The sequence below is a fragment of the Chryseosolibacter indicum genome (assembly GCF_018598585.1).
Lineage (GTDB): Bacteria > Bacteroidota > Bacteroidia > Cytophagales > Cyclobacteriaceae > Chryseosolibacter > Chryseosolibacter indicus.
Genome location: NZ_JAHESD010000151.1, coordinates 1 through 1,148 on the forward strand (window position 1 = coordinate 1; position 1,148 = coordinate 1,148).

2 protein-coding genes are annotated in these 1,148 nt (G+C 42.3%); both read right to left on the reverse strand.

Annotated elements, in window-relative coordinates:
• Window positions 1-349, reverse strand: a 349-nt coding sequence (locus tag KK060_RS24855; RefSeq protein WP_437124586.1) for a TerC family protein, incomplete at its 3' end; no start/stop codon positions are given.
• A gap of 5 nt (window positions 350-354) precedes the next feature.
• Window positions 355-1,148 (reverse strand): NAD(P)/FAD-dependent oxidoreductase (locus KK060_RS24860; protein WP_254157996.1); only part of this gene is annotated, 794 nt, incomplete at its 5' end.

A 1,148-nucleotide genomic window follows, 5' to 3' on the forward strand; every position in this document is an offset into this window, starting at 1 on the left:
TTTCAATGTTGCTTTTGTAGATAAGAAATAAGCCGCCTATAATTAATACGAGATCTCTGCCAGATATCGAAAAGCGCTCATGCCATAACTCATTTTTTATACTAAACCAATCGGCCGCATTAAAAAGGTCTGTTGTTAAAGTCATAATCCAACTGATGGAAAGAAGCAGGAGAATACGAACCAGGAGGGCTAATCCCATCCCAAGTACTCTTCCTTTTTTTTGCTGATCTACTGGCAGCTTTCCCGTAAGGATAGAAATGAAAACAATGTTGTCAATTCCCAACACAGTCTCCATGAGTACCAGCGTAAGGAATGAGGCAAGTATATTAGGATCAGACAGCCACTCCATTTGTTTTACCTCCTGATGCTGGCCGCTGATTCAACTTCTCTTTTTGGAAATTTCTCTTTTATAACCGGAGGATCAACTGGTTTTGAATGATCTTCTTCCGGAAATTCTTTGCGTTGTGGTCTTATGATTAACCGCAGGGTTGGATCGTCTGTAATGAAAGACCACATCCAGCTTAACGCCAGATTTACTTTGTTTCGGAAGCCTGCAATAGGAAGCAGATGTATGAACAACCATACAAACCAGGCAGGAAATCCTTTTACAAACATCTTCGGGAGGTCTGCCACCGCTTTGTATTTCGAAATGATGGCCATGCTACCCTTGTCGTCATAAACAAACGGCTTTAACTCACGGTTTTCTTCTAACCTTTTTAAGTTTTCGGCCAGCAGCTTTCCTTGCTGAATAGCTACTTGCGCAAGCTGCGGATGACCAACCGGGTATCTTTTGTCCAGCGTGTTCAAGCTAATATCACCGATAGCGAAAATATTCGTACTATCTTTTGCCTTATTATACTCGTCAACAATAATCCTTCTGCTTCGGCCAAACTTATCAGGAGAGAGACCTTTTACTTCTGTACCTATTACACCTGAAGTCCAGATAAGCGCTTTCGTCGCTATTGTTTCGCCGTTACCTAAGAGTACTTTCTCATCAACATAATCTTTAACAGCGGTCTTAAGCATAATCTTGACACCGAGCTTAGTCAGAACAGACAGTGCTTCCTGCTGTGCCTTTGGACTCATTGGGCCGAGCAAAACAGGCGCTGCTTCTATCAGATAAATGCCGAAGGTGCCTGGTGTAATTT